Origin of the sequence: Nitratireductor alexandrii, assembly GCF_004000215.1 — a bacterium.
Classification (GTDB): Bacteria; Pseudomonadota; Alphaproteobacteria; order Rhizobiales; family Rhizobiaceae; genus Mangrovimarina; species Mangrovimarina alexandrii.
The window spans coordinates 210,223-229,517 of the sequence record NZ_RBVY01000007.1; the positions used below are offsets into that span (position 1 = coordinate 210,223).

Genomic DNA, 19,295 nt, shown 5'->3' on the forward strand with positions numbered 1-19,295 from the left:
CCTTTTCTTTTGCCGCCGCTGCGGTCAAAACTGTCCTGCAACGGGGCAGGGGCCATGAAGACCAGTTTGGAAAATACGCTTCGCGACGCGATCCGCACGATTCCCGATTATCCGAAGCCGGGCATCAAGTTTCGCGACATCACCACACTGCTCGGCAATGCGCGCGCCTTCCGCCGCGCCGTCGACGAACTCGTCCATCCCTATGCCGGCACGAAGATCGACAAGATCGCCGGCATCGAGGCGCGGGGGTTCATCCTCGGCGGCGCGATCGCGCACCAGCTTTCGGCCGGCTTCATTCCAATCCGCAAGAAGGGCAAGCTGCCGCACGAGACCGTGCGGGTCGCCTACAGCCTCGAATACGGCATCGACGAGATGGAGATGCATCGCGACGCGGTCGAGGCGGGGGAAAAGGTGATCCTGGTCGACGACCTGATCGCGACCGGCGGCACGGCCGAGGGCGCGACCAAGCTGTTGCGGCAGATGGGGGCGGACATCGTGGCGGCCTGCTTCGTCATCGACCTGCCGGAACTCGGCGGCCGGGCCAAGCTCGAGTCGCTCGACGTTCCCGTCCGCACGTTGATTTCGTACGAAGGGCATTGAACCGGTAGCCGCGCCCAGCGCCTGCATTGGCAGCCGAACCACGACATCTTCTCGCGAGCCGGCGATTTCCTTCCGCGGCGAACGGTTTTAGCCTGAAGCGATGGAATCACCTGCGCCCGCCGACACCGAACGCCTTGCCGGGATCATCGCCTTCGTCCAGGCGGCGGAGCGGCTGAAGGATACGCTGCGCAGCGGCGTCACCAGCAAGGGGCGTGCCGAAAGCACGGCAGAGCACAGTTGGCGGCTGTGCCTGCTGGCACTTCTGTTCGAGCGCGAGCTGGCCGGTCGCGACCTGCTGCGGCTGCTCAAGCTGTGCATCGTCCACGATCTCGGCGAGGCGATTTCCGGTGACGTGCCGGCCATCCACCAGGCCGGCGACGACGGTCGGGCCGAGCGCGAACGCGCCGATCTGGAAACGTTGTGCGCGCCGCTGCCGGACGATCTGCGCGCCGAGATGCTGGCGCTTTGGGACGAATACAATGCCGCCCTCACGCCGGAGGCGGTCTTGGCCAAGGGCTTCGACAAGCTGGAAACCATGCTGCAGCATGTGATCGGTCGCAACGCGCCGGATTTCGATTACGCGTTCAATCTCGATTACGGCGTGGCGCAGACCAGCCGCGATCCGCTGCTCAGCCGGTTGCGCGCCCTGGTCGACGCCGAAACGCGCCGCCGCGTCGACGGGGGCTGAGCCTACTCGGCCTTCACCAGCGTCAGCGACACGAAACGCATCACCGGCTCGCCGTTCTGGTTGTGCGCCTCGCAGCGGCTCGACAGCAGCCGCCAGCCGGGTCTCGACACCAGCGCGCGGTGGCTTTCGGCGGTACGGGTAAAGGAGATGGTGTCGCCGACATAGACCGGCTTCAGCCATTTCAGGTCGCGCAGGCCGGCGGCCGGACCGAAGGTGAGGGTGGCGCCGCGTGCCCGTGCCCGTTCGGCGGTGGCCGGAAAGGAGGCGACGTTGTGTTTCATCCACATGGCGGCCGTATGCCAGCCCGAGGCGCATAATTTGCCGAACACGCTCGCCTTGGCCGCCTCCTCGTCGACGTGAAAGCGCTGCGGGTCGTATTTCGACGCGAACGCCTTGATTTCGTCGGCTTCGAACGTGTGACGGCCGAGCGTGACCGTGTCGCCGATGGCCAGTGCCGCGTCGAGTGTCATGCCGCCGCTCCGCCGTTGCGCATCAAGAACATGCCGGTATTGGCCATCTCGCAGACCAGCTCGTCGTTCTGGTTGAACAGCTCGTGTTTGACGGACACGAAACCCAGGCCGGGCCGGGAGGCCGATTCGCGCTTGGCCAGAACCGTCGTGCGGCCGCGCACCGTGTCGCCGGCCATCAGCGGGCGGCGAAAATTGACGTAGTCGAGCCCCGGCGACCCCTGCGAGGTGGAATTGAGCAGGTAGCCGTCGCACATCATGCGCATGAAGATCGAGGCGGTGAACAGGCCTGACGCGGCGAGCCCGCCGAGCAGGCTTGTCTCGCCGGCAGCCTGGTCGAGATGCATGGGCTGGGGATCGTACCGCATGGCGAAATCGATCATCTCGTCGGCAGGCACGGCGCGCGGCCCGAACTCGATCGTGCCGCCGACCTCGAAATCCTCATAGGCGATCTTTGTGTCCGTCATCGCATAACCTGTTCAAGTGCGAACGGGTTTTCGCCGGTTTGCGGCCGCTGCGCAAGCGCTATCGCTGCGCCTTTGGTGGGGCCAGGGTCGGCGCCGGCGTCATCCGTGGTGGGTGAAGAAGAAGAAGGCCGGCACGGCGACGTAAAGTCCGAGCGCGACCAGAAGACCGGCGCGCAGCGGCAGCGCGCGGTAGCGGCGGAAAAGCACGAGGATCAGCGCAATGCCGAGCGCGGCCTCGAACAGGCCGAACCAGTTGCCGTAATGGTCCGGATCCCAATACGACACCGGCGAGCGGAAGCGCCAGTCCGACAGCGGCCAGAAATGCATGTGCGCGTCGGCGCGATGGGTGAGGAAATCGATCAGCGAATGCAGCAGGGCGGAGGCCGAAAACGCGAAGACGAGCGCCGCGACGCCAGCCGTTTCGCTACCGGGCGCGGGAGAGGACGCCTGGGGCGGGCCGGTCCGCGACCGGGCGATCGCAAGTGCGGCGACGATCGTGAGCGTGCCCCAGAGCAGGAAATTGTGGCCGATCGCATTGGCGATCTGCCACCACGGTTCCCAATAAAGGCGATCGAAAATGTCGGAGACGGAATAGCCGAGCAGGCCGAGCGCGGCGACGATCGTGTACATCGGCAGGTCGGGCAGGATGCCGCCGGCGGCCCCCGCCCAGGCCAGGCGCGGCAGGGGGCGGCCGAAAAAGGCGGCGCCCATCAGGACGTGGGACTGGGTGTTCATGGCCGGTCAAAGTGAACCGGCGGCCGGGCGCCGTAAAGTGTGCGACCGCTTACGTGTTGAATTTGAACAGCATCACGTCGCCGTCCTGGACGACATACTCCTTGCCCTCGTCGCGGGCCTTGCCGGCTTCCTTGGCGGCGGTCTCGCCGCCGAGGCCGACATAGTCGTCATAGGCGATTGTCTGGGCGCGGATGAAACCGCGCTCGAAATCGGTGTGGATGACGCCTGCGGCCTGCGGCGCCTTCGCGCCCTTCATCACGGTCCAGGCTCGGGTTTCCTTCGGGCCGGCGGTGAAGAAGGTGATCAGGTCGAGCAGGGCGTAACCCTCGCGGATCAGGCGGTCGAGGCCGGGTTCCTCGAGCCCCATCGCCTGGAGATATTCCGCCGCCTCCTCGTCCGGCAACTGGGCGACTTCGGCCTCGATCGCAGCCGAGATGACGACGGTGCGGGCGCCCTGCGCCGCCGCCATCGCCTCGACCGCCGCGCTGGCCGCGTTGCCGGTCGCCGCGTCGGCCTCGGCGACGTTGCACACATATAGAACGGGTTTCGAGGTCAGGAGGTTCAGCGCCTGCAGATTGCGCAGATCCTCCGCCGCGATGCCCGACAAGAGCAGCCGCGCCGGCTTGCCGTCCTGCAAGAGCGCAAGCGCCTTTTCCATCATCGGCAAGGCCGCGACGGCCTCCTTTTCCTTGCCGGTGGCGCGTTTGCGGGTCTGGACGATACGCCGCTCCAGGCTGTCCAGGTCGGCAAGCATCAGTTCCGTTTCGACCGTCTCGGCATCGGCGACGGGATCGATACGGCCCTCGACATGGGTGATGTCGTCATCCTCGAAGCAGCGCAGCACGTGGACGATGGCGTCGACCTCGCGAATATTGGCCAGAAACTGGTTGCCGAGCCCTTCGCCCTTCGACGCGCCGCGCACCAGGCCGGCAATGTCGACGAAGGAGATCCGGGTCGGGATCAGTTCCTTGGAACCGGCCACGCGGGCGATCGGGGCCATGCGCGGATCGGGCACCGCAACCTCGCCGGTGTTCGGCTCGATCGTGCAGAACGGATAGTTCGCCGCCTGCGCGGCCGCGGTCTTGGTCAGGGCGTTGAAAAGCGTCGACTTGCCCACGTTGGGCAGGCCGACAATGCCGCATTTGAAACCCATGATGCAGAGGTCCTATGCAAGAAATCGCCCCGGCGTATGGGCGAAAGGATTGATGATCGTCAAGGTCTTTCCGCCTGGCGCGCCGCCATCCGCCGGCGGGGCGGAACCGCCCCTGCGCCGGCTGCGCGCCGGCCGGTCTATTTTCCGAGCAGTTTTTTCAGCATCGCCGCCATTGGCCCGCTTTCGGGCACCGGCACAGACGGGGCCTGGGGACGGGCCTGGCGGATATGGCTTTGGCCCTTGGCCGGGGGCTTGGTGTCCGTCGCGGCCGCCGGGCGGCCCGGTTTCGCCGCGCCGGGCACCGCCAGGCTCAGCTTGTTCATGAAGCCGTTGTCGTCGCCCTTGGCGAGCAGGACGGCGCTGTCGGCGGTGGCGTCGAGCAGCGGCTCGAGCCAGGTCCGGTCGGCCTTTGCGAAATCGCCGAGCACGTGATTGTGGACCAGCGCCTTGTCGCCGGGGTGGCCGATGCCGATGCGCACGCGCCGGTAGTCCTTGCCGCAATGGGCGTCGATCGACTTGATGCCATTATGGCCGCCGGAGCCGCCGCCGGTCTTGATCCTGACCTTGCCGGGGGCGAGATCGAGCTCGTCGTAAAACACGACCAGATCGGCGGTCGAAAGCTTGTAGAAGCGCAGCGCGTCGCCGATCGCCTGTCCCGACAGGTTCATGAAGGTCTGCGGCTTGACCAGCAGCACCTTTTCGCCGGCCAGCCGGCCCTCGGCGATCTCGGCCTTGAACTTCTTCGACCAGGGCGAAAAGGAATGGCGGCGGGCGATCGCGTCCGCCGCCATGAACCCGACATTGTGCCGTTGGTTCTCGTATTTCGGGCCGGGATTGCCGAGACCAGCAAAGATCAGCACTGCTCGCACACTCCCGGCAGGCCGGGCCTATTCCGCCTCGTTCTCGCCTTCGCCGTCGGTGCTCTCTTCGCCGACGATCTCGGTCTCCGGCGCCTCGGGCGCTTCGGCGTCCTCTTCCGACTTCAGGCCGGCCGGAGCCGCGATCGTGGCGATGGTGAAATCGCGATCGGTGATCGTCGGCTTAACGCCGTCCGGCAGGGCGACGGCCGAAATGTGGACCGAATCGCCGAGATCGAGGCCGGTCAGGTCGACGGTGATGGCGTCGGGGATCGCGTTCGCCGGGCAGGTGAACTCGATGTCGTGCCGCACGATGTTGAGCACGCCGCCGCGGCGGATGCCCGGGCACTCGTCCTCGTTCTCGAAGTGAACGGGAATGTTGACGGTGACGATCGTGCCCTTGCCGACGCGCAGGAAGTCGACATGCATGGTGAAATCGCGCACCGGGTCGAGCTGGTAGTCTTTTGGCAGGACCTGGATCTTCTTGCCGTCGACATTGATCGTGACCAGCGTGGTCATGAACCCGCCGGCGGTGATGCGCAGATGCACGTCCTTATAGGGCAGGATGATGGGCAGCGGGGGCTGCTTTTCGCCGTAGATGACGGCGGGAATTTTACCGTTGCGCCGAATTTCGCGGGCGGACCCCTTACCGACCCGTTCGCGCGCCTCGGCCGTGAGCTCGTAGCTCTCGCTCATGGCTTTTCCTTTCGCGTTGCTGGAGCGTTCACGGCTGGCTGGGCCAGTCCCGTAAACGTCGAAAGCCGCCAGTCGGGCGGCCTTCCGCCGCGTTGCCTCCAAGGGTGTCTACGCGGGTGGCGGTGCTATAGGCGAACATGCCGGAAAAGGCAAGAAGCCCGCAGCCGTCGCAGGACGTCGTCCGGCGCGGTCTCGACCGGCCGGGCCCTCGCGGAGACGGCGCGGCTTGACGCGCACCGTGCTTGAGGGTCCAAATCCGACGGAACCGAACGCGATGAGAAAGAGAGCGGCGATGAAACATTTTTCCGGCGGCACGCGGCCGTCACGACGCGCCCCCGGCGACTGGTTCACCGGCACGGTGTGGCAGGATCCGATCGTGGAGGCGGACGCGCCCGCGCGCCTGCGCGCGCTTGTCGTGCATTTCGAGCCCGGGGCGCGCACCAACTGGCACACCCATCCGCTCGGCCAGACGCTCTACGTCGTGTCGGGGTTCGGGCGCGCGCAGAGCCAGGGCGGCCCGATGGTGGAGCTGCGGCCCGGCGACACGTTGTGGATTCCGCCCGGCGAGCGGCATTGGCATGGCGCCTCTCCGCGTACCGGCATGACGCATATCGCCATGCAGGAAGCGCTCGATGGCGAGACGGTGGCCTGGCAGGAGCCGGTGGCCGATGCCGACTACGATCCGTGAGCGGACAAAAAAAACGCCGGTCCGAAGACCGGCGGGAGTGAGGAGAGTGAGGTCTCCTGAAACTGTCCTGGGGCGGGACCCCGCCGGCTCTGCGTCGGGCCGGCTCGAGCCTTCGGCTTACGCCGCGGCTTGATCCTGTCCGAGCGCCGGTACCGGCTTCTGTCGGACGGGTCTCAAAGCTGCCAGAGCCGGCGCTGCCGTGCCAGATCCTCGAACACGACCGCGTCGCGGCCCTGCAGCGCGGCGCGGCTGATGCCGATATCGCGCAGCAGCCGATCGTCGCGTTTTGCCAAAAGATCGCGCGTGGGCGCGTCGAGCTCGGGCTTGGCCGGGGCGGCCGCGGTTTTCCTCAGCCGGGCGAACCAGCCGGTTCCTGTCTGAAAGTCGAGTGCGAGGGCCATGGCGACCACCTCATGCATTGGATTGTCCATGAGATAGGTCCAGCCTTGACATGTTTCAAACGAATTGCAGTGATGTCTGGCATTAGAAAATCTGATGGGGGAGGCGGGCCGATTCAACTCGACAGCGATCAGTTGCGCACATTCGTGGCCGTGGCCGAGGCCGGCAATTTCACTTACGCGGCCGACCGTATCGGCCGCACCCAGTCGGCGGTGAGCATGCAGGTCAAACGGCTCGAAGACACGCTCGGCGAGCAATTGTTCGAACGCGGCTCGCGCGGTGTCACGATGACCCGCAAGGGCGAGCAGCTTCTGTCCTATGCGCGCCGTGTCGTCGCCTTGCTGGAGGAGACCGAGGCCTCGTTCCGCGCACCGTCGCTGAGCGGGCGGGTGCGTATCGGCGTCCCGGAAGAGTACGGATATTCGGTGCTGTCGCAGGCACTTGGAAATTTTGCGCGCTTCCACCCGAAGGTCGACATCACCGCCCACTACGGACCGTCCGTGCGTCATCTGACCGCGCTCAAGACCAATCAGCTCGATCTCGCCATCGTTTTCGAATGGGAGGACAATCCGAGCGGCGAGACGTTGCGCATCGATCCGACGGTGTGGGTGACGTCGGACGAACACAACCAGCATCTGGAACGGCCGCTGCCGATCGCGCTTTACGAGACGACCGGCTGGTGCACCGAATTCGCCATGCGCTCGCTCCAGCAACAGCGGTGCGACTATCGCATCGCCTATCGCAGCGACACCAGCGGCGGGCTGAAACTCGCCGTCGCCTCCGGGCTGGCCATCGCGCCGATCTCGCGCAGCAACATTCCGCAGGGATGCCGCGAACTCGCTCCCGCCGAGGGGTTCGGCGACATCGATACGTCGCGCGTTGTGCTTTACCGCAATCCGCGCTCCAACGGGGCGGTGGTCGACGGCATGGTGGATGCGGTGCGCGAGGCGTTCCGGGATGTGGAGCCGGTCTTCTGACGTGTTTCGGACCGCAGCCCGGCACCTCATCCGCCCGGCGGGGCTGGCGTGCCGCTCGTTCCGGTTGCGGATTTTCCCGATCGATGACTTGGCTCTGTCACACCCCGCGGCCATTGTGCGGGGCGCCCCTGCCGTCCGGCCTTTCGGCGCTCGAGGGCGATGAGCATTCGCGAGTGGAAAAGAGCATGATCCCCTACGATGCGCTTGGCGGCCGGTGTCGCCATGCCGGTGCCGAACCTCGCCATCGGCCGGCGACCTCGGCATGACCACGCAGACCGCGAAAAGCCCGGCCGATGCGCCGTCTTTGCCGGAGGCGGCCGCGACCTTCGCGCGCATCGGCCTGTTGTCCTTCGGCGGGCCGGCAGGCCAGATCGCGCTGATGCATCGCATCCTGGTCGAGGAGAAGAAATGGCTCGACGAGGCGCGGTTCCTGCACGCGCTCAACTATTGCATGCTGCTGCCGGGGCCGGAGGCCATGCAGCTTGCCACCTATGCCGGCTGGCTTGGGCACGGGGTGCGCGGCGGGCTGATCGCCGGGCTGTTGTTCGTTCTGCCCGGTGCGCTGGTCATCACCGGCTTGTCGGCGGCCTATTTGGTCGCCGGCGACGTGCCGCTCGTCCAGGGATTGCTGTTCGGCCTCAAGGCGGCGGTGCTCGCCGTGGTTTTGGAAGCGCTGATCAAAGTGTCGAGACGCGCCGTCAAGGGGCCGCTTATGGCGCTGATCGCGCTCGCCGCCTTCGTCGGGATCGCATTCTTGAAGATCCCGTTCCCGCTGATCATCGCCCTTGCCGCGGTGGCCGGGGTGCTCCTGCATCGGCTCGGCGACCGGGGCGGCGGCCACGGCATGGCAGTTTCGCCGGCGCCGGCCGCTTCCGTTCCGGACTGGGCGCGGCCGAGCGCGCGCCGCTTCCTCGTCACGACCGTCACCTGGCTGGCGATCTGGTTCGGCCCGCTGCTTGCGATCGCGGCCGTGGCCGGCGGTGGGCATGTCTATGCCCAGGAGGCCGGTTTCTTTTCCAAGATGGCCACGGTCACGTTCGGCGGCGCCTATGCCGTGCTTGCCTATGTCGCCCAGCAGGCGGTCGAGGTGCATGGCTGGCTGCGGCCGGACGAAATGCTGACCGGTCTCGGCCTGGCCGAAACCACGCCGGGACCGTTGATCCTGGTGCTGGTCTTCGTCGGTTTTCTCGGCGGGGCGCGGCTTGCGGGGGTGGAGCCGCTGGTGGGCGGGCTCGGCGGTGCGCTGGTAACGCTGTGGTTCACCTTCGTGCCGTGCTTCTTGTGGATATTCGCCGGTGCGCCCTATGTGGAAAGGGTCCGCGCCGTGCGTTGGCTGGCACGGGCGCTCGAGGCGGTGACGGCCGCCGTGGTCGGCGTCATCGCCAATCTCGCGCTGTGGTTTTCGCTGCACGTGGTGTTCGCCACGGTCGGGCAGGCGCGGTTCGGTCCGTTCGAATGGCCGGTGCCCGATCCGGCGAGTTTCGACCCCATGGCGGCCGCGATCGCGCTTGCCGCTGCCCTGGCGCTGATCGGGCTCAAGGCCAACATGGTCGTCGTTCTGGGATTGGCCGCGCTGGCGGGGATGGCGGTTCGGCTTGTTGCCGGTTAGCGCATGAGCTTGTTCAGTCGAACAGGCTGGAGACCGATTCCTCGCTGGCCGTGCGCGAGATCGCTTCGCCGATCAGGTCGGCGATCGTCACGACGCGGACATTGTGCGCCGCCTGGACGCCGGAGGTGGGCTGGATCGAATCGGTAATCACCAGCTCCTTGAGCCTGGAGCCGGCGATGCGCGCCACCGCCCCGCCCGAAAGCACGCCATGGGTGATGTAGGCGGTGACGCTGGTGGCGCCGTTGCCCAACAGCGCGTCGGCGGCGTTGCACAAGGTGCCGCCCGAATCGACGATGTCGTCGATCAGCAGGCAGTCCTTGCCGCGCACGTCGCCGATCACGTTCATCACTTCCGATTCGCCGGGCCGCTCGCGGCGCTTGTCGACGATGGCAAGCGGCGCGTCGATGCGCTTGGCCAGTGCCCGGGCGCGCACCACGCCGCCGACATCGGGCGACACCACCATGACGTTGGCAAGGTCGTAATGCGCCTTCACGTCACGCGCCAGCACCGGCACGGCGAACAGGTTGTCGGTCGGAATGTCGAAAAAACCCTGGATCTGGCCGGCATGCAGGTCGAGGGTCAGCACCCTGTCGGCACCGGCCTGGGTGATGAGATTGGCGACCAGCTTGGCTGAGATCGGCGTGCGGCCCGACGCGCGACGGTCCTGCCTGGCATAGCCGAAATAGGGAATTACTGCCGTTATGCGTCGCGCCGAGGAGCGGCGGAACGCATCGATCATGATCAGCATTTCCATCAGGTGATCGTTGGCCGGATAGGAGGTCGATTGCAGCGCGAAGACATCCTCGCCGCGCACGTTTTCCTGAATCTCGACGAAGATTTCCTGATCCGCGAAGCGCCTGACGCTTGCTTTTCCCAGCGGCGTGTTCAGGTACCGGGCGACGGCCTCGGCCAGCACCCGATTGGAATTGCCCGCGAAAAGTTTCATGCAGCGTCCCCGGCGGTCGGCAAGGTATGTAGGCGGCTTTTAGCGATCAGCCGCGCTATTGCAAGCGCGCGCGGCAGGATTCTCGGGCTAATCCAAAGAAAGGGTTTCCATGCGCGGTGCGCGCGCCGGAACGAGGCTACCCGCTGCGGCTCGAAAGCCAGCCCGACAATTCGTCGATCGTGCGCTCTGCGATGGTTTCCATCGTCGCCGCCGGAACGGCCGACCAGGGATCGGGCGCCACCGAGCCGACCGTTTCCTGACCCTGGATGCGATGCAGGCGGTTGCCGGCCGGATCGAGCACGTCCCACACGAAGATGACCATGGTTTCGCGCCCTTCGGTGATGGCGGAGAAATAGCCCTTTACCAGATGGGTGGGCGGGTTGGCGCCGCCGGCGGTGATCGCCAGGCCGCGCTGGCTGGCCCGCGCGGAAATACGCTGCGCCAGCGGCGTCGCCGCCTGAACGGTCGCCCCGACAACCGGGGCGAATTGCAGCCGCACGTCGGCCTGCGTCAGATTGGCGGTCTGCGGCGGGATGGCGCCGGCCGCGCCCGGCGCGGCGACACCGTTGGCCGTCTCCTGCGGGGCGAGCGCGCTCACCGTGCTGGCGCGCTTGTCCGTCCCGACCGAGGCCGGGTCGAGCGTTGCCTCGGTGCTGTTGCAGGCGGCCAGGACGGCGCACAGAAGCAGGCTGCATCCAACGCGCGGCGTCGTCTGGCGCATTTCCCCGGCTCTCCCCGTGCTGTTGGCTTCGTTGCAAGTCTAACGGCTTTCGCGGTTCGATTGAACAGCGAAAGCGGCCGGCCACAGGCCGCATTCAACGCACGATCAAGTCGAGATCGTGGCGTGACAGCGAGCTGGGCGCGCCGTCGGTGGTCAGATAGGTCCGGCCCAGGGTCATCGCGGTTTCGGTGTCGGAATCCATGATGATCATGTGGGCAAACAGCGTCATGTCGGGGGCGATCGGTTCGGGATTGGCGGCGTAGAACATCGGTTTGTCCATCCACGACGGCGTGAAGCGCGCACCGAGCGAATAGCCGCAGGCATTGAGCCTGTGGCGGGTCAGGCCGTGGCTTTCCATCACCCGCGCATGCGCGTCGAACACGTCGCCGAAAGTCTTGCCGGGGACCATCGCTTCCTCGACGGCGGTCATGGCCGCGCGCGCGGCCTCGAACAATTCCTGCTGGCGCTTGGAGACCTTGCCGAGCACGACCGTGCGCATCATCGCGGCGTGGTAATGATGGAAAACGCCGGCCCATTCCAGGGTGAGCTGGTCGTTCTTGCGCAGCTTGCGCCGGCCGGCCTTGTAGCGGCACAAAAGCGCGTCCGGTCCCGAACCGATGATGAACTCGTTGGCCGGGTAGTCGCCGCCGCCGGCAAAGATCGCGCCCTGCATGGCGGCCAGGATCTTGCCTTCGTCGCCGCCCTGCTTGATCAGCGGCAGGGCCGCGTCGAGAGCGTCGTCGGCAAGCTGGGCGGCCTTGGTCGCCTTGACGATCTCGGCCGGGCTCTTGAACAGGCGCAGGCGGCCGACAAGGCCGGACGCGTCCGAGATCTTGCCGAATGTGCGCAATTGCTCGTCCAGCCGCCGGCCCTCGAAGGCGGTCAGGCCGTGCGTGTCGTATTCGACACCGATCTGGCACCCCAGCAGGTCGAGGTCGTTCAACAGGTTGCGCAGATCGACGGTCGGGTCGGCGCCGTCGCGATCCGTCCACACGCGCACATCCTCGAGGATCGAGGTGTGGCGCGCCTGGCGCAAATCGGCCGAGCGGGTCAGAAGCACCATCTGCCCGTCCGCCTTCACCACCAGGCACTGGAAGAAGCAGAAGCCGAACGTGTCGTAGCCGGTCAGCCAGTACATGCTCTCCTGAGCGAAGAGCAGCATGGCGTCGAGCTTGCGATCGGCCATCTCGATCAACAGGCGGTCTTTGCGCGCGTCGAACTCCGAGCGCTCGAAATGCAATGCCATCACTTCTCCTCCAGGACGATTGCCGAGATCTGGCGGCCGTAATCGGCTTCTTGGCGATGCGTGGTGCGGCGGTAGGAGAAGAAAAGATCCTCCTCCGCATAGGTGCAGCGTGTCAGCTGCGATGCCTGTGCGCCGGTCATGCCGATCCGGTCGAGCGTGTAGGCGTTGAGATCGAACATGGCATGATCGGGACGCGCGGACGCGGTGAAATACCGGGCGTTGGCCGGATCGGCAAGCGCGAAACGCGCAACGAATTCGGGACCGACCTCGTAATTGGCCTGGCTGATCGCCGGCCCCAGCACCGCGACGATGCGTTCGGCGCGCGCGCCAAGCTCCACCATCGCCGCAATCGTGGCTTCCAGCACGCCGTTCAACGCGCCCTGCCAGCCGGCATGGGCGGCGCCGATCACGCCGGCGTCGCGGTCGGCGAAAAGCACGGGGCCGCAATCGGCCGTCAGGATGCCGATCGCCAGGCCCGGCCGGGCCGTGACCACGCCGTCGGCGCGCGGCCGCTGCGCGCCGAACGATGCGTCGGCAACCACGATGTCGGGCGAGTGGATTTGATGCGGCGTGCACAGATTCGCGGCCGGCACGCCAAGCCACGCCGTCACCCGGCTACGGTTTTCGAGCACGGTCTGGCGGTCGTCCTGCGAGCCGAGCCCGACATTCAGACCCCGATAGAGCCCTTTCGAGGCGCCGCCCGCGCGCGTGAAAAAACCGTGGCGGACTCCTTCGAGCCCGTCAAGCGCCGGGGATCGCAGAGGCTCCGGCCTCGATTCGTTCAGCATCGTGCATCTTGCCATTGGTTGCCGCGGCGGCGCGGATCGTGGGGCAGGGACATGGTCAAGTCAATCCGCCGTCCGGGAACGGATACACCTCCAGGTGGTGGGGCAACAGCGCCAACACCTTAAACAGTTCGCCCATCTGCTCGGCGCCGGCGAGCCTCTCGACCTGATCGGCGAGCGTGTCGCGCAGCGCCGCGTTGCCGCTTGCGCCAAGCTGCCCGGCCCGTTCGCCAAGACCCATGGCGCGGAGGAAGGCGCCCTGCGTCATCGTGTGGGCCGCCAGGCCGTGCGCCCGCGCGGCGGCTGCCAGCGCGGCGAAGTCGACATGGCTGGTCAGGTCGGCCTCGCCCGGCGTGTCGAAGACGTCATGGGGGGCGTGGCCGCGCACGGCCTGCAGCGTGTCGCCGAGGCCCGGTTCCAGATGGCCGTAATCGAAAAACAGCGCCGCCCCGCCATGGCGGGCGATCCGGTCGGCGACGGTGTCGAGCAGGGCGGTGCGCGCCGGCGCGATCTCGAACACGACGCCGTCGGCGGCCCTGTCGGCCCCGTGCGGCAAAAGCGCTTCGTCGAGCGTGTCGACCCCGGCCGCGAAGCGAAAGCCGCCGCTCTCGTCGAGCGAGACGACGCGTTCGCGCCAGGCATTGCCCGACTTGACGAACTGGCGTGTCGGGATCGCGTCGAAAATCTCGTTGCCGATGAAGAACACCGGCCGGTCGGGCAAGGCTTCGACGGAAGCCGGCCAGGCTGTTTGCATGCCGGCCTCGGCCAGCGCCTGCTGCTGCACCTGCGCCAGCCTGGGGCTCGCCTCGATCAGGGCTAGGTCGCAGGCGGTGGCGCATTGCGGATCGAGCTTGCCCAGCGTGCGGGCGATGTCGGCGGCAAGCGTGCCGCGACCGGGGCCGATCTCGGCGAAGGTGGCGGGCTTGTCCATGCCGCTCGCGCACCAGGCCGAATAGAGCCAGACCGCAACGAGTTCGCCGAACATCTGGCTGATCTCCGGGGCGGTGATGAAGTCGCCCTTGGCGCCGAACGGTTCGCGGCTCGTGTAATAACCGTGCTCGGGATCGAACAGGCACAGCGCCATATAGTCGGACACGCTGATCGGTCCGGTCTGACGGATCAGTCCGGCGATGGTTTCGGCCAGCCGGTTCATGCCGCCTCTTTATCGGGCACCCGCGGCCGCGCGCGGGCAAAGACCCAAAGCCCCACCAGCACCATCGGTACGGACAAGACCATGCCCATGGTCAGCCAGCCGCCGGCGAGATAGCCGATATGGGCGTCCGGCTCGCGGAAGAATTCGACGATGATGCGCGAGACGCCGTAGCCCGCGACGAAAGCGCCGGCGACCCGGCCCGGCGCGCGCAGCGCGCCGAAACGGTGGGTGAGCACGCGCAGGACAAAAAACAGGATCAGCCCCTCGAGCGCGGCCTCGTAGAGCTGGCTCGGATGGCGCGGCTCCGGCCCGCCATTGGGAAACACGAAGGCCCAGGGGACGTCGCTGGTGCGGCCCCACAATTCGGAATTGATGAAATTGGTGACCCTGACCAGGCCGAGCCCCACCGGGACGCCGGCCGAGATCACGTCGAAAAGCCGCCATGGGGCGATGCCGCGCGAGCGCGCGAACAGGATCATCGCCAGCGTGGTGCCCAAAAACCCGCCGTGAAACGACATGCCGCCCTGCCAGACGGCCAGGATCGCCAGCGGATTGTCGAGATAGCGGGCGAAATCGTAGAAGAGAATATAACCGATGCGCCCGCCGAGGACGACGCCGGCCGCCGCCCAGACCACGAAATCATCGAGATCCGCGGCCCGCATCGGCGGCCCGTCGGAGCCCCAAAGACGCTGATTGGCGATGAGGCGCTTGCCGTACCACCAGGCAAACAGGATGCCGATGACGTAGCCCAGCCCGTACCAGCGGATCGCCAGCGGACCGATTTCGATCAATACCGGATCGATCTGCGGAAAGGGCAGCGCCGCGAGAGGCAGGATCAGCAGGTCTGGCACGGCGAAATCCGCTTTAACGGGGCGAGTCGGCGCGAAAATGGGCGCGCGCCGCGGCAAGGTCAAGTCGACGCATGCGCGCGCCGATTGGACCAACGCCCTTGCAATCGCTTCGCGGGGCCCCTAATTGCGGTTTGCGCGTGTCGGCGGCCAGCTTTCGGGCCGGCGCGCCGAAGTTTGCGAGGCAGCGCCCATGAGCAACGGACCGAACCGCATTCTCGACGATTTCGCCAAGTTGCTCACCGATGCGGCCGGGGCCGCGCAGGGCGTGCGCAATGAGGTCGAAACGGCGTTCCGCGCTCAGGCCGAACGTATCTTGAACTCGATGGACGTGGTCCAGCGCGAGGAGTTCGAGGCGGTTCGCGAGATGGCGATCAAGGCGCGGGCGGAAAACAAGGCGCTTGCCGCGCGGCTGGCCGAGATCGAGGCCAGCTTGGCCCAGTCCGGCAAGAAAACGCCCAAAAAGACCGGCTCCGACTCCTAGGTCGGGATTTTTTTCGGGCGCTTGTCCACAGCCCCCTGTCGCGAAAAAAGCTTCACGCAGAATCCCTTACGCGGTGCGGGCCGCAGCCGGCAAATAATCTATCCACATGCCGGTGCCGCATGCGGGAAAAAAGCGCTGGAACTCGGACTCTGCATCAATACACTGAATTTACTGCATGATTCGTTTTTGGGTCATGCGCCGGGGAGGGGGTGTTCCGGCCAGGAGCCATTTGGCCGGCATTTCGTAACCTGGCAGTTCGGTTTGTCGCGCGTAGGCATTTTAGGCGGAGCGCGCGGGGGCGCGCCCACAATCACAGGGAATTTTTGATGAGCCTTCTGGAACTCGACATCGCGCGTACCGCGCATCCCGTCGATGTCATCGAGCAGGTCGCGCACGCGAATGACTGGGCCTTCGAACGCGCCGGAGACGACGAGATCGCGATTTCGGTCGCCGGCAACTGGACCGACTATCACATCTCCTTTTCGTGGATGGAGGAATACGAGGCGCTGCATCTGGCCTGCGCCTTCGACATCAAGGTCACCGATGCCCGGGTGATGGAGGTCATGCGGCTGTTGGCGCTGATCAACGAACAGATGCTGATCGGCCATTTCGATCTGTGGGAGCAGGAGGGGGCGATCATGTTCCGCCAGGCGCTGCTGCTGGCCGGCGGTGCCGAGCCGACCGCGCAGCAGGTCGAGATGCTGCTGGCGAGCGCGCTCGAGGCCTGCGAGTGCTATTTCCAGGCCTTCCAGTTCGTCGTCTGGTCGGGGGTTTCGGCGCGCGACGCGCTGTCGGGCACTCTGTTCGAGACCCAGGGCAACGCCTGACGCGCCTGCCTGGCGCTGTTTGAAGAAGCGGATCGCGACCATGAGCCAGGAGACCGAGCGCAAGCCCGAGATCGGCTTTGCCGATTTCGACAAGGTCGATATCCGCATCGGCACGATCGTGGCCGCCGAGCCCTATCCCGAGGCCCGCAAGCCGGCGATCAAGCTACGGATCGATCTCGGCCCCGCGATCGGCATCAAGAAATCCTCCGCGCAGATCACCAAGCACTACCGGCCCGACGAACTGGTCGGCCGCCAGGTGATGGCGGTGGTGAATTTTCCGCCGCGCCAGATCGGGAAATTCCTGTCGGAAGTGCTGACCCTGGGCTTTCCGGACGAGGAGGGGGCCGTGGTGCTGGCGACGGTCGACAAAAACGTCCCGGACGGCGGCCGCCTGTTTTAACCCCGGTCCGGATATCGCCTTTCCTCAGGAGAGCGGCCGCTGTTTGCACCTTGCCGGTCCGGCGCCGGCAATGAGCACCGGCGCGTGCGCTTCAGCGCCTCAGTCTCAGTCGATCTTCCGTAGCGGGTCGCCGCCGTCGCTTTCATGCACACCGCCCGGCTTGAGCGCGGCGGCCATTTTTCGGCGTCCGGCGGCGCCTAGGCCCTGCCCATCAGCCCGGCCAGTTCCTCCAGCCCGGCGAGGATCGCCCGGCGCCGCTTTTCGGGCAGGGCGGCAAAGCGGGTGACGAAGTCGACGCCGAAAAAACCCGGCGTGTTGGTGACCATGTCGCGGCCCTTTTCGGTCAGCCTTGTGTAGACGATGCGCCGGTCGGTGGTCGAGCGATAGCGCTCGACGATGGCGCGGCTTTCCAGATTGTCGAGGATGGTGACGACCGTCGCCGGGCTGAGATCGGCGTAGTGGGAAAGGGCGTTGGTGGTCACTTCGCCCAGTTCGGCGACCCCCATCAGGACAACGAGCTGCGGCGTCGTCAGCCCGCTGGCGCGGGCGAGCGCACGCGACTGCAGGTCGGTCGCGCGCACGACCCGGCGGATCGATTTCATCAGGCCGCGCAGCTCCCCGGTCGGGAACGTTTCGTCGCGTCGCGCGTTCAGGGTCTGTTGTTCGTCCATCGACAGCCGGCAATCATTTGACTTCTAATCATTCGAACTATAATAAACCGGCGACGAAAGCAATGGCATCCCTTAAGACACTGGAGGTTTGAACGCGCGCCTATGTGCGGCATTTGTGGTGAAATCAGATTCGACAGGGCGGAGCCTTCCGCCATCGCAATTTCAAAAATGGCTGATGCGCTGGCGCCGCGCGGGCCGGACGGTTCGGGTATCGTCATCCACGGCAATGCCGGCTTCGGCCATCGCCGGCTGAAGATCATCGATCTGTCCGAGCGCGCGCGCCAGCCGATGAGCGACCCGGAACTCGGTCTGACCATCGCCTTCAACGGCTGCATCTACAATTATCCCGAATTGCGCGCCGAACTGGAGGCAAAAGGCTACCGCTTCTTTTCCACCGGCGACACGGAAGTGATCCTGAAGGCCTGGCATGCCTGGGGCGAGCGCTGCGTGGAACGTTTTCACGGCATGTTCGCCTTCGTGCTCCAGGAGCGCGAGACCGGCCGCATCGTCATGGCGCGCGACCGCTTCGGCATCAAGCCGCTCTATCTGAGCGAAAATCCCGAGCGGCTGCGGTTCGCCTCGTCGCTGCCGGCGCTCTTGGCGGCGGGCGACGTCGACACCGGCATCGATGCGGCGGCCCTGCATAATTACATGTCGTTTCATGCCGTGGTGCCGCCGCCGCGCACCATCCTTGCCGGCGTGCGCAAATTGCCGCCGGCGACGATCCGCGTCATCGAAGCCGACGGCAGCAGCCGTCAGAGCATCTACTGGGATCCGCCCTTCGCCCGCGATCCGGCCGACAGCGGCGTGTCGTCGGAGGAATGGCGCGAGCGGGTTCTCGAGGCGCTCAGGCTCGCCGTCAAGCGGCGCATGGTGGCCGACGTTCCCGTCGGCGTGTTGCTGTCGGGCGGCGTCGATTCCAGCCTGATCGTCGGCCTGCTGGCCGAGGCCGGCCAGACCGGGCTGATGAGTTTTTCGGTCGGTTTCGAGGAGGCGAACGGCGAAAAGGGCGACGAATTCGTCTATTCCGACCTGATCGCCAAGACTTTTGGCACCGACCACCACAAGATCTTCGTGCCCTCAGACAATCTCATGGACGCGCTGCCCGGCACGATCGCGGCCATGTCGGAGCCGATGGTGTCCTACGACAATGTCGGCTTCTACCTGCTCAGCCAGGAGGTTTCCAAGCATATCAAGGTGGTGCAGTCGGGCCAGGGCGCGGACGAGATTTTTGCCGGCTATCACTGGTATCCGCCGCTGATGAACTCCAACGACGTGGTCGGCGACTACGCCAAGGTTTTCTTCGACCGCACGCATGAAAAGCTGAAGACGCAGCTCGGGGCGGACTGGATCGACGGCGTCGACCCCAGCCGCGAACTGGTCGAGGCCCATCTGACCCGTTCGGGCGCCGACACGCCGGTCGACCGGGCGCTGAGGCTCGATTCGACCGTCATGCTGGTCGACGATCCGGTCAAGCGGGTCGACAACATGACCATGGCCTGGGGGCTGGAGGCGCGTGTGCCGTTCCTCGACCACGAATTGGTGGAACTCGCCGCGCGCATTCCGCCGGAGGAAAAAATCCGCGACGGTGGCAAGGGTGTGCTCAAGGACGTCGCCCGCCAGATCGTGCCGAGCGAGGTGATCGACCGCAAGAAGGGATATTTTCCCGTTCCCCAGCTCAAATATGTCGACGGCCCCTATCTGGACATGGTGCGCGACGCGCTGACCTCGCAGGCGGCGCGCGAGCGCGGTCTGTTCCGCAAGGACTATCTCGAGACGCTGTTTGCCGCGCCCTCGGATCACATCACGCCGCTGCGCGGGTCCGAATTGTGGCAGGTGGGCCTGCTCGAGATGTGGCTCCAGACGCATGGGATCTAG

The 19,295-nt window shown here is 66.1% G+C and carries 23 protein-coding genes; 9 read left to right on the top strand and 14 right to left on the bottom strand.

Going from position 1 to position 19,295, the window contains the following annotated elements; all coding sequences use genetic code 11:
- The first annotated feature begins 54 nt into the window (after positions 1-54).
- Complete coding sequence (locus EP380_RS16795) at positions 55-600, top strand: adenine phosphoribosyltransferase (RefSeq protein WP_106570612.1); 546 nt, start codon at positions 55-57, stop codon at positions 598-600.
- Between the two features lie 100 nt (positions 601-700).
- Positions 701-1,288 (top strand): HD domain-containing protein, encoded by a 588-nt coding sequence (locus EP380_RS16800; protein WP_127599466.1) that lies wholly within the window; start codon positions 701-703, stop codon positions 1,286-1,288.
- Between the two features lie 2 nt (positions 1,289-1,290).
- Here EP380_RS16800 and EP380_RS16805 read toward each other — a convergent pair whose 3' ends face one another.
- From EP380_RS16805 to EP380_RS16830, 6 genes are all read right to left on the bottom strand, one after another.
- Entirely contained in the window at positions 1,291-1,758 is a 468-nt protein-coding gene (locus EP380_RS16805) for a MaoC family dehydratase (RefSeq protein ID WP_106570610.1), read from the bottom strand.
- Positions 1,755-2,222, bottom strand: coding sequence for a MaoC family dehydratase (locus EP380_RS16810; protein WP_127599468.1), 468 nt, complete (start codon positions 2,220-2,222; stop codon positions 1,755-1,757). Before EP380_RS16810 ends, EP380_RS16805 begins: the two co-directional genes overlap by 4 nt.
- A gap of 99 nt (positions 2,223-2,321) precedes the next feature.
- Positions 2,322-2,957, bottom strand: coding sequence for a hypothetical protein (locus EP380_RS16815; RefSeq protein ID WP_127599470.1), 636 nt, complete (start codon positions 2,955-2,957; stop codon positions 2,322-2,324).
- 49 nt (positions 2,958-3,006) lie between these two features.
- Positions 3,007-4,110, bottom strand: coding sequence for a redox-regulated ATPase YchF (ychF, locus tag EP380_RS16820; RefSeq protein WP_127599472.1), 1,104 nt, complete (start codon positions 4,108-4,110; stop codon positions 3,007-3,009).
- Positions 4,111-4,247: 137 nt separating this feature from the next.
- Complete coding sequence (gene pth, locus EP380_RS16825) at positions 4,248-4,970, bottom strand: aminoacyl-tRNA hydrolase (protein ID WP_106570606.1); 723 nt, start codon at positions 4,968-4,970, stop codon at positions 4,248-4,250.
- 27 nt (positions 4,971-4,997) lie between these two features.
- Positions 4,998-5,663, bottom strand: coding sequence for a 50S ribosomal protein L25/general stress protein Ctc (locus tag EP380_RS16830; RefSeq protein WP_106570605.1), 666 nt, complete (start codon positions 5,661-5,663; stop codon positions 4,998-5,000).
- 292 nt (positions 5,664-5,955) lie between these two features.
- On the opposite strand from EP380_RS16830, the gene EP380_RS16835 reads away from it, so the two are divergent.
- Positions 5,956-6,351 (top strand): (R)-mandelonitrile lyase, encoded by a 396-nt coding sequence (locus EP380_RS16835; RefSeq protein ID WP_127599474.1) that lies wholly within the window; start codon positions 5,956-5,958, stop codon positions 6,349-6,351.
- Between the two features lie 173 nt (positions 6,352-6,524).
- On the opposite strand, the gene EP380_RS16840 is transcribed toward EP380_RS16835, so the two are convergent.
- A complete protein-coding gene (locus EP380_RS16840; RefSeq protein ID WP_127599476.1) occupies positions 6,525-6,782 on the bottom strand; it encodes a YjiS-like domain-containing protein in 258 nt (85 codons plus the stop codon).
- Between the two features lie 42 nt (positions 6,783-6,824).
- Here EP380_RS16840 and EP380_RS16845 point away from each other — a divergent pair, with 42 nt between their 5' ends.
- Together EP380_RS16845 and chrA are read left to right on the top strand one after the other, a co-directional pair.
- Positions 6,825-7,727, top strand: a complete 903-nt coding sequence (locus tag EP380_RS16845; protein ID WP_106570602.1) for a LysR family transcriptional regulator — start codon at positions 6,825-6,827, stop codon at positions 7,725-7,727.
- 262 nt (positions 7,728-7,989) lie between these two features.
- On the top strand, positions 7,990-9,336 hold the full coding sequence (gene chrA, locus EP380_RS16850; RefSeq protein ID WP_127599478.1) for a chromate efflux transporter: 1,347 nt from the start codon (positions 7,990-7,992) through the stop codon (positions 9,334-9,336).
- Positions 9,337-9,349: 13 nt separating this feature from the next.
- Here chrA and EP380_RS16855 read toward each other — a convergent pair whose 3' ends face one another.
- From EP380_RS16855 to lgt, 6 genes are all read right to left on the bottom strand, one after another.
- Entirely contained in the window at positions 9,350-10,282 is a 933-nt protein-coding gene (locus EP380_RS16855) for a ribose-phosphate pyrophosphokinase (protein WP_106570600.1), read from the bottom strand.
- Positions 10,283-10,418: 136 nt separating this feature from the next.
- Positions 10,419-11,003, bottom strand: a complete 585-nt coding sequence (locus EP380_RS16860) for a hypothetical protein (RefSeq protein WP_127599480.1) — start codon at positions 11,001-11,003, stop codon at positions 10,419-10,421.
- A gap of 94 nt (positions 11,004-11,097) precedes the next feature.
- The gene (locus EP380_RS16865; RefSeq protein ID WP_106570598.1) at positions 11,098-12,249 is read right to left on the bottom strand and encodes a M24 family metallopeptidase; all 1,152 of its coding nucleotides are present in this window, start codon (positions 12,247-12,249) and stop codon (positions 11,098-11,100) included.
- Positions 12,249-13,037: a peptidoglycan editing factor PgeF gene (gene pgeF, locus EP380_RS16870; protein WP_127599482.1), complete on the bottom strand. Its 789-nt coding sequence runs from the start codon at positions 13,035-13,037 to the stop codon at positions 12,249-12,251. Before pgeF ends, EP380_RS16865 begins: the two co-directional genes overlap by 1 nt.
- 55 nt (positions 13,038-13,092) lie before the next feature.
- Entirely contained in the window at positions 13,093-14,187 is a 1,095-nt protein-coding gene (locus EP380_RS16875) for a class I SAM-dependent methyltransferase (protein WP_127599484.1), read from the bottom strand.
- A complete protein-coding gene (gene lgt, locus EP380_RS16880; RefSeq protein WP_164749897.1) occupies positions 14,184-15,029 on the bottom strand; it encodes a prolipoprotein diacylglyceryl transferase in 846 nt (281 codons plus the stop codon). The genes EP380_RS16875 and lgt overlap by 4 nt, the downstream gene beginning before the upstream one ends.
- A gap of 199 nt (positions 15,030-15,228) precedes the next feature.
- On the opposite strand from lgt, the gene EP380_RS16885 reads away from it, so the two are divergent.
- The 3 genes from EP380_RS16885 to EP380_RS16895 all read left to right on the top strand — a co-directional run bounded on the left by EP380_RS16885 (position 15,229) and on the right by EP380_RS16895 (position 16,746).
- Complete coding sequence (locus EP380_RS16885) at positions 15,229-15,519, top strand: accessory factor UbiK family protein (protein ID WP_106570932.1); 291 nt, start codon at positions 15,229-15,231, stop codon at positions 15,517-15,519.
- A gap of 326 nt (positions 15,520-15,845) precedes the next feature.
- Entirely contained in the window at positions 15,846-16,346 is a 501-nt protein-coding gene (locus EP380_RS16890; RefSeq protein WP_106570595.1) for a type III secretion system chaperone family protein, read from the top strand.
- A gap of 40 nt (positions 16,347-16,386) precedes the next feature.
- Entirely contained in the window at positions 16,387-16,746 is a 360-nt protein-coding gene (locus tag EP380_RS16895) for a tRNA-binding protein (RefSeq protein WP_106570931.1), read from the top strand.
- Positions 16,747-16,943: 197 nt separating this feature from the next.
- Here the strand turns inward: EP380_RS16895 and EP380_RS16900 are convergent, their stop codons facing one another.
- The gene (locus EP380_RS16900; RefSeq protein WP_106570594.1) at positions 16,944-17,417 is read right to left on the bottom strand and encodes a MarR family winged helix-turn-helix transcriptional regulator; all 474 of its coding nucleotides are present in this window, start codon (positions 17,415-17,417) and stop codon (positions 16,944-16,946) included.
- A gap of 102 nt (positions 17,418-17,519) precedes the next feature.
- Here EP380_RS16900 and EP380_RS16905 point away from each other — a divergent pair, with 102 nt between their 5' ends.
- A complete protein-coding gene (locus EP380_RS16905; protein ID WP_106570593.1) occupies positions 17,520-19,295 on the top strand; it encodes an N-acetylglutaminylglutamine amidotransferase in 1,776 nt (591 codons plus the stop codon).